At 38.7% G+C, this 8,822-nt stretch carries 6 protein-coding genes; all 6 read left to right on the forward strand.

Annotated features, from left to right (window positions below; genetic code table 11):
* Positions 1–168 precede the first annotated feature (168 nt).
* The 6 genes from MW688_RS17860 (at position 169) to MW688_RS17885 (ending at position 8,596) form a co-directional block, all read left to right on the forward strand.
* The gene (locus tag MW688_RS17860; RefSeq protein ID WP_486737367.1) at positions 169–309 is read left to right on the forward strand and encodes a hypothetical protein; all 141 of its coding nucleotides are present in this window, start codon (positions 169–171) and stop codon (positions 307–309) included.
* Between the two features lie 18 nt (positions 310–327).
* On the forward strand, positions 328–1,194 hold the full coding sequence (locus MW688_RS17865) for a polyphosphate kinase 2 family protein (protein ID WP_486737368.1): 867 nt from the start codon (positions 328–330) through the stop codon (positions 1,192–1,194).
* 160 nt (positions 1,195–1,354) lie between these two features.
* Positions 1,355–1,858, forward strand: coding sequence for a SulP family inorganic anion transporter (locus MW688_RS17870; RefSeq protein WP_486737369.1), 504 nt, complete (start codon positions 1,355–1,357; stop codon positions 1,856–1,858).
* Positions 1,819–3,357, forward strand: coding sequence for a H(+)/Cl(-) exchange transporter ClcA (gene clcA, locus MW688_RS17875; RefSeq protein WP_486737370.1), 1,539 nt, complete (start codon positions 1,819–1,821; stop codon positions 3,355–3,357). Before MW688_RS17870 ends, clcA begins: the two co-directional genes overlap by 40 nt.
* 805 nt (positions 3,358–4,162) lie before the next feature.
* Entirely contained in the window at positions 4,163–5,557 is a 1,395-nt protein-coding gene (locus MW688_RS17880) for an efflux RND transporter periplasmic adaptor subunit (protein ID WP_486737371.1), read from the forward strand.
* Positions 5,558–5,563: 6 nt separating this feature from the next.
* A complete protein-coding gene (locus tag MW688_RS17885; protein WP_486737372.1) occupies positions 5,564–8,596 on the forward strand; it encodes an efflux RND transporter permease subunit in 3,033 nt (1,010 codons plus the stop codon).
* Positions 8,597–8,822 lie beyond the last annotated feature (226 nt).

The raw sequence follows: 8,822 nt of genomic DNA on the forward strand, positions 1-8,822 counted from the left end.
ATTTAAAATCCGGGGCCATAGATGACCGCCCAGACGCGGTCAACCAATTTTTAAGCGCGATCGCATTAATTCTTTAACTCAAAACTTCAAGACTTCTTACTTCAAAACTTCAAAACTTCAAAACTTCAAAACTCATTACTCAACCACAACCAGTAACTTTGGGTAAAGATGCGAGGTCTGAGTCTTGGTGGTGTTCTTTGTGGTGACAGTATTGATGTAGGAAAACCAGATTCAGTAGATGGAAAAACTTTTCCATCTACTGACTTTGTTTTTCTTGTGCTTACCCTTTATAATATAGCCACCGAATAATAGTAAAAATTCCTAACTATGACTGACGAAAAATTAATTGTTAAACCAGACTCAAAAATTAAACTCAAAGATTACGATACTAAGTACACAGGCAAATATAAAGATAAAAAAGAGGCAGTCCAAAAATTAGAAGAAGACATTCTTAAACTACAACAATATCAAGATGTACTCTATGCCCAAAATACTTATGGTATGTTGATTCTTTTTCAGGCCATGGATGCGGCAGGAAAAGATGGCACAATCAAGCACGTCATGTCTGGAGTAAATCCTCAAGGTTGTCAAGTCTTTAGTTTTAAAGCACCTTCATCGGAAGAATTAGATCATGATTATTTATGGCGTTGTTTTAAGTGTTTGCCCGAAAGAGGAAGAATTGGTATTTTCAATCGTTCTTATTATGAAGAAGTTTTAGCGGTGCGAGTTCATCCTGAGTTTTTGGCAAAGCAACAATTACCGCCAGAATCTAAAGGAAAAGACATTTGGAAACGTCGCTTTGAGGAAATTAATAACTTTGAAAAATATTTAGTAAATAACGGTATTATTGTGCTCAAATTCTTCCTGAATGTTTCTAAAGAGGAACAAAAAAATCGCTTTTTAGAACGCATTGAAATTCCTGAGAAAAACTGGAAATTATCACCTAATGATGCTAAAGAACGAGAATTTTGGGATGATTATATGGATGCTTATGAAGATATATTTAACCATACCAGTACTTCTTGGGCTCCTTGGCATATTATTCCCGCAGATAACAAATGGTTTATGCGATTAGCTGTAGCAAATATCATTTGTCAAAAACTGAAAAAACTAGATTTGAAATACCCCAGCGTTAATGATAATCAAAAACAAGAATTACTCAAAGTAAAAGAAATGTTAGAGAATGAATCCTAATAAGTGGCTGGACAAAATTATTGGTATATTTACTACTTAAGTTATATGGCTTGGGTTACATGAGATCTTGCCTTTTGCCTACATAAACGAAAATGTCTAATCAATTCTGTCCAGTTTCTTAAATGTTAGTTTCACCTTAACTCTGAATTTAGGCTAGGTAATGGTAAAAAATAAACATAGTAATTATAAAATCGCTGAATATTTGCCCATTTTGCAGTGGCTGCCCAAGTATCAATCATCTTGGTTACAAGCTGACATAATCGCAGGTTTAACAGTTTGGGCGGTGATGATTCCCGAAGCGATGGCTTATGCAGGGATTGCAGGAGTTCCGCCGTTAATTGGATTATATACTGTTCCTTTCCCGTTGTTTTTTTATGCCTTATTGGGAACATCTCGGCTGATGGTAGTTGGTCCAGATTCGGCAACGGCTCTAATTTCTAGTGTTACTGTTGCCAGTTTAGCAACATCTGGTTCTCAAGAATATTTAGTTTTAACTTCAGCGATCGCCCTTACTGTAGGTTTTTGTTTTCTCATCTTTGGATTTTTCAAAATGGGATGGGCAGGAGGAAAAACTCAAGTTTCTTCGATCGTTCACTGTATCTTTGTTATTTTAACCTATTATTTTTGTTACCTTTATTTAGTAATTTACCCCATGCTACCTTAGGGGCGATCGTCATTGAAGCGATGTTAGGACTAGCTAATTTTAATAAAAATCAACAAGAAATTATGAGCAGAAAAACTAATTCTACCCCTTCCGAAAATTCTTCCATTCCTCCAGAAACGTCATCAAATGGGGCTCTCTATTGGCGATTACGAGAAGCATCGCAAAAACTTAATCGAGTCTGGTTATGGGCGGCGATCACGGGTTTCTTAATGGGATTAGTTGGCGGTGGATTTCGTCGTCTAGTGGCTCAAGTAATGAACACTCGATTGCAATTCCTTGATCATTTAACCAATAATTATAGTTTCTTCATTGGGGCATTCAGTTCTATTATGCTCTCTTCTGTCATGGTATATCTTGGTTTTTGGTTAATGCGTCGTTTTGCTCCGGAAACCAACGGAAGTGGTATTCCTCAAATAGAAGCATTTCTCGATAGTCACTTGCCATTAAGAGGAATACGAGTTGTTGTCGTCAAATTTTTCACAGGTATTTTGATTTTAGGGAGTGGGATGGTTTTAGGAAGAGAAGGACCCACGATTCAAATGGGCGGAGGAATGGGGCAATTTGTCGGTCAACAAATGCGACTGAATAAAGAGCAAATCAGAATTTTAGTGGCGGCCAGTGGCGCAGCGGGACTCACCGCAGCATTTAATGCCCCTTTAGCTGGAATTCTCTTTGTTATGGAGGAAATGCGTCCAAAGTTTCAAGATCATATTTCTGCCTACCGAGCCGTTGCCAGCTCTTGCATTATGTCCGTAATCGGATTGAAAATCGTGTTAGATGAACCGACCTTAGCGATTAAGATTTACGATGCGCCCCCTATTGCCTCTGGATGGATGTTTGTTATTTTAGGAATCAGCTTAGGCATTTTGGCTTATTTGTTTAATGAGGGACTGGTGGCGAGTCTCAATTTTTTAAGTGGTTTACAAGGCTATTGGCATCGATTTATGGGTTTATATATTGGGGGTTTGATTGGTTTACTGAGTTGGATTTATCGTGATACTTTAAGCGATTATGTTAACTTTTATCATCCTATTGTTGGTGGCGGAGAAAGCACGATTATCTGGTCGTTGACGGCTTCTAAACCCCTTTTCATTTTAGGAGGATTATTGTTTCTGCGCTTTGGTTTAACCCTTTTATGTTATGGATCGGGATCTCCGGGTGGGATTTTTGCACCTTTGTTGTCGTTAGGTACGCTGTTTAGTCAAGGAATGGCTAGATTATTCCATGCTAGCTTTCCTCAATGGCTTCCTGAACCCGGACTGCTTACTATTGCCGGAATGGGAGGCTTAGTTGCCGCTACCGTTCGCGCTCCCCTGACCGCTATTATATTAACCTTAGAAATTACAGGAAATTATCAATTAACTATTCCTGTAATGATCACAACTTTAACATCAACGATGATAGCTCATCAGTTAGGGGGAAAACCAATTTATACCGTACTTTTACAACGAATGTTACGCGCTCAATCTCAACCCAAGATATCTAGTCAATCAGAATAGTTTAACCTACCCAATAAACCTTGGGTAAAGAAGAGCAAAGACTTTCGACCAAGTTCGGAGTTCCCCATTCCTTAAAACGATAACTCATCTGTCCGTTCCCATTTCTTACACTTTCCTCAAGATGGGGTAACATATTTTTAGTTATAACTATATTATCAAACCTTGTTGTACCAAATCCTAGTTATAAAATCCAGTGATTATCATTCGATAAGTTTGTAGTAGGGCTTTAGCCCGAACAACCTATAACTCATATCAAAGCACCAGTACATAAGTACTAAATTAACCTCAGAAAAAGTTCATTTCTCTTTAGCCTAAGATCGTAGCAAAGGTCATCCGTTCCGCGAGAGAAAACCTGCTCAAAATTGCCAGCCTTTACCAGTTAATGGTTTGGGGTCACAAATAACTTATGAAGTGGCGGAGAGCGCCTCCCAATAACTCAAGATTATTGACCACAAAACAGCCTCTAAGGCGCTCTCCGCTTTCGCTGGCAATTTTGAGTAAGTTTATTGCACCCCCGGATTTAAAATCCGGGGAACGGATGACCGCCCAGACGCGGTCAACCAATTTTTAAGCGCGATCGCATTAATTCTTTAACTCATTACTCACTATTCATCCACAACCAGTAACTTTGGGTAAAGATGCAAGATCTGAGTATAACAGGTGATGTTTTGATGACGGTTTACTTGAACATCCAATAGCCTAACTTAAAACTTATTTTTCCCCTGAACTTTGAGGATAAAGCTATAATAAATGAGGGTATTTAACAAAAATTTACATTTGTTGGAGACAAAGATCAGGAGCAACGGTGGTACAACCAAAAATTAAGAATGAAGTCACGGAAACTCCAAAACCAAAAAATTGGCAGTTAAAACTAAGAGAAAAACTTCCTAAGAATCCGACTCAGCTACTCGTAGGAATCGGCATGGGAATTATATTAACTCTAGGAGGAGGGGTTTTATTTAACGGTGAACAAAAGTCAGAAACACAATCACCAACCACAGAAATAGAAAAGAACTCAGAAAAGAACTCAAATGTCAAAACAGTAACCAAAACCTCAGTAGAAACAACTCAAACTGAGCGCACAATTCAGGCAACAGGCACAGTAGCAGCTTTTGAACTAATACCAGTCTCTTCCCAAGCTACAGGCTTACAAATTACTGGGGTTTTAGCAGAAGAAGGAGATGTGGTAGAAGCAGGACAGACCTTAGCACTGTTAAATAATGATGTATTACAAGCCCAAATAGCTAAAGAGAAAGCAAACGTTAGAAGAGCTCAAGCTAGTTTAGCTGAATTAGAAGCAGGAAGCCGTCCTGAAGAAATAGCTAGGGCTGAAGCTACCGTAAGAAGTGCCGAAGCTGCTGTACTCAAAGCAGAATCAGATTTAGAATTAGCGGCAAAAAGAGTAGAGAGAAATAGCGATTTAGAAGCAGCAGGGGCGATCGCCCGTGACTATCTAGATGAAATTCTAAATGCCGCAGATAGTAAAAAATCAGATTTAGAACAAGCAAAAGCCCGTTTACAAGAAGCAGAAGAACAACTGCAAGAATTACAGCGAGGGCCTAGAATTGAGAGAATATTGCAAGCACAAGCAGAATTAGCTCAGGCAGAAGCGCAATTAGCAGTATTAGAAACACAACTAGCCCAAACAGAAATAGTAGCACCAGTAGAGGGAAAAATAGCCGAAAGAAAGGCTAGAGTCGGTGATTTAAGTAATAACAATAGTCAATTATTTACCATCATCCAAGGAGGACGTTTAGAACTTCGTCTAGAAATTCCCGAAACTTTGATTGAAGAAATTGAACCAGGACAAACAGTAAAAGTAAATACATACGGAGAAACAAAACTAGGTAAAGTAAGAGAAATCAACCCTTTGATAGATGAAAATTCTAGACAAGCAGTTGTAGAAGTTGACTTGCCAGAAGATACTAGACTAAAACCAGGAATGTTTCTCTCAGCAGAAATAATAACTCAAACATCAACAACCCTGACTATACCCAATCAAGCAGTTTTACCAGAAACCAACGGTACAGCTACAGTGTACGTAGTAGAAGAAGGGAGAGCAGAGTTACGAGAGATTCAACTAGGAGAAATTTTACCAGAAAACAAAGTAGAAGTATTAGCCGGGTTAGATCCTGGGGAAACAGTAGTAGTAAAAGGTGCAGTATATTTAAATCCAGGCGATCGCGTGAGGGAAAACTAAAAAAGAATGTCATTCCATTTATCCACATGGTCAATTAAAAGTCCCATACCCACTATCGTGATGTTTCTGATTTTGGGGATCACGGGGATATATTCCTTTTTTAACTTAGGAATTGATAGTAACCCCAATATAGACATACCAGCAGTAATAGTAACAGTTACCCAAAGGGGTGCTAGTCCAGCAGAATTAGAAACAGAAGTAACGAAAAAAATAGAAGACGCTGTCGCCGGACTTGGTGATATAGATAAAATTAATTCAGTAGTGAGCGACGAAACATCGACTACTACCATAGAATTTAACTTAGGAGTAGATAGTAACCAAGCAACCAACGATGTGCGCAACAGTATTGCCGAAATTCGTCAAGATTTACCCCTAGATATTAATGAACCGATAGTACAAAGGCTAGAATTTGCTGGAGGCTCAATTCTCACCTATGCCGTATCTAGTGATAAATTATCCGTAGAAGAATTAAGTGATTTAGTAGATAATAAAATTATTCGGGAACTACTCAACGTCGAAGGTGTAGCCAAAATAGACCGGATTGGTGGAGTAGATAGAGAAATTAGAATAGATTTAGACCCCAAAAGGCTACAAGCTTACAACTTAACAGCTACAGAAATTAACGAACAAATACGTAACCTGAATCTAAATTTACCAGGAGGACGTTCAGAAATCGGAGGCAGTGAACAAAATGTACGTACCCTAGGAAGCGCTCAAACTGTAGAACAATTAAGACAATACTCTATTGTCCTAAATAATGGTGATACCATCCAAATTGACCGCCTCGGTACAGTAGAAGACGCTTTTGCTGAACCAAGACAGTCAGCTTATCTCAACAATCAACCAGTAGTAGGATTTTCCGTTCAACGCAGTACAGGAAGTACGTTAGCTACTGTAGAAACTAAAGTAAAAGCAGCAGTAGCAGAGTTAGATAAAACTCTACCAGAAGATATCAACTTCAAGTTAATTTTTACTAGAGGTGATTCCATTCGCGCTTCTTATCAAGCGACAATTAGTTCTCTAATTATTGGTTGTATACTCACAGTAGTTACCGTAGGTATATTTTTAAGAGACTGGCGAATTACTATAATTACTGCCTTAGCATTACCTCTGTCGATTATTCCCACCTTTTTAGTAATGTTAGCCCTAGATTATACCCTCAATGGTATGACACTATTAGCTCTATCTTTGGCTGTGGGGAATCTAGTAGATGATGCCATTTGTATGATTGAGAATATTGAACAACATCTACAAATGGGGAAAAAACCCTATCAAGCAGCATTAGATGGCGCGAGAGAGATTGGTTTGGCGGTAGTTGCCACTACAGCAACAATTGTGGCAGTGTTTATTCCCCTAGCCTTTATGGAAGGAATACCCGGTCAATTTTTTAAACCCTTTGGAGTCACAGTAGCTGTTTCTACCATGTTTTCTACCCTGGTAGCTACAACTATGACACCGATGTTAAGTGCCTATTTACTCAAAAATACCTCTCAAGAGACACAGAGAAAAAAACCAAAAGGACTATACCAGCGTATACTCAAAACAGCATTGCGGAATCGGATTACTACTTTGTTGATTGCCATCGCCTTTTTTATTGGCAGTTTACAGTTAATTCCCTTCATTCCTAAAGGTTTAATAGATAGCGATCAGAATAATTTAAGTATAGTTACCGTGGAATTGTCTCCTGGCTCAAAATTAGCAGAAACTGAGCAGGTAATGGCAGAGATTACGGATAAACTCCAAGCACAACCAGAAGTAGAATCAGTATTAACTACCATCGGTGGTGAGAGTTCAATAAATACAGGTACAGTTTACGTTAACTTAGTGCCAGAAAATGAAAGAGAAGCCAATCAATTAGAATTTCAATCGAGAATGCGAGAGGTTTTTGGGGAAATTCCCGGGACAAGAATCGCTTTTCGTTCCCTAGGGGGTGCAGGAAATCCCAAAGATTTATCAATTATTCTCAAAAGTGATAACGCCGAGATTCTCAATGAAACCGCCAGAAAGATTGAACAGGAAATAAGTCAAATCCCAGGGATTATTGAATTAGTATCTAGTGCGAGTTTAGTTAAACCAGAAATTATTATTGTGCCTGATTTTCAAAGGGCAAGGGATCTGGGGGTATCAGTTCAGGCGATCGCCCGCACAGCTTCTTTAGCCTTAATTGGAGACAATGAAACTAATTTGGCTAAATTTAAACTACCAGACCGTCAAATCCCTATTAGAGTACAAATAGCGCCAGAATACCGTAGTGATTTAACTACTCTCAAAAATTTACGAGTTCCTAGTAGTAACGGTAATTTAGTGCCATTGAGTGCCGTAGCTAATATAAGCTTAGGTAGTAGTCCCGCAGAAATTAAACGCTATAATCGCTATCGTCAAGTAAGTATAGAAGCTAATCTTGATGGTATTTCTCTGGGTGACGCTATGGAGAAAATTCGCGCTTTACCAGCAATTAATTCTTTACCACCAGAAGTAACCGAAGAACCGGCAGGAGATGCAGAAATTATGCGGGATATCTTTTTAGGTTTTGGTGGTGCCTTAGGTTTATCGGTTTTAGCAATTTACGCTATTTTGGTACTCTTGTATAACAATTTCCTTTACCCCTTAGCGATTTTGATGGCTTTACCTTTATCAATTGGTGGCGCCTTGTTGGGATTGATGATTATGCAAAAACAATTAGGGTTATTTGCTTTGATTGGGATTGTTTTACTTATGGGGCTAGTAACTAAAAATGCGATTCTACTAGTTGATTTTACCCTGTCAGGTTTGCGTGAGGGGAAAAGTTTATCCCAGGCTATTATTAATTCTGGTGTTTCCCGTTTACGTCCAATTGCCATGACTTCTATCTCTACTATTGCCGGGATGTTCCCCATTGCCTTGGGATTGGGTGCAGGAGGAGCTGTACGGAGTCCTATGGCGATCGCTGTAATTGGTGGTTTTACTACTTCTACTCTCTTAACTTTAGTAGTAGTTCCGGTCATTTTTTCTTATATTTACAATTTGACCAAGTTACCAGAGTTTTTTAAGCACAATTAATTTGTAAACTACCCACAATCTCAAAGCTGACGGGATGACAACTCAGATCAGATCTTGCATCTTTATCCAAAGTTACTTGTGGGGGTTGAGTAATGAGTAATGAGTAATGAGTAATGAGTAAGAAGTCTTGAAGTTTTGAAGTAATGAGTTAAAAAATTAATGCTCAACGCCTAAAAGGAGGCAGGAGTTGAAAGGCAGCTTTGCTGGAGGTTGGTATAGATGGGGA

The sequence above is a fragment of the Johannesbaptistia floridana genome, from assembly GCF_057440575.1.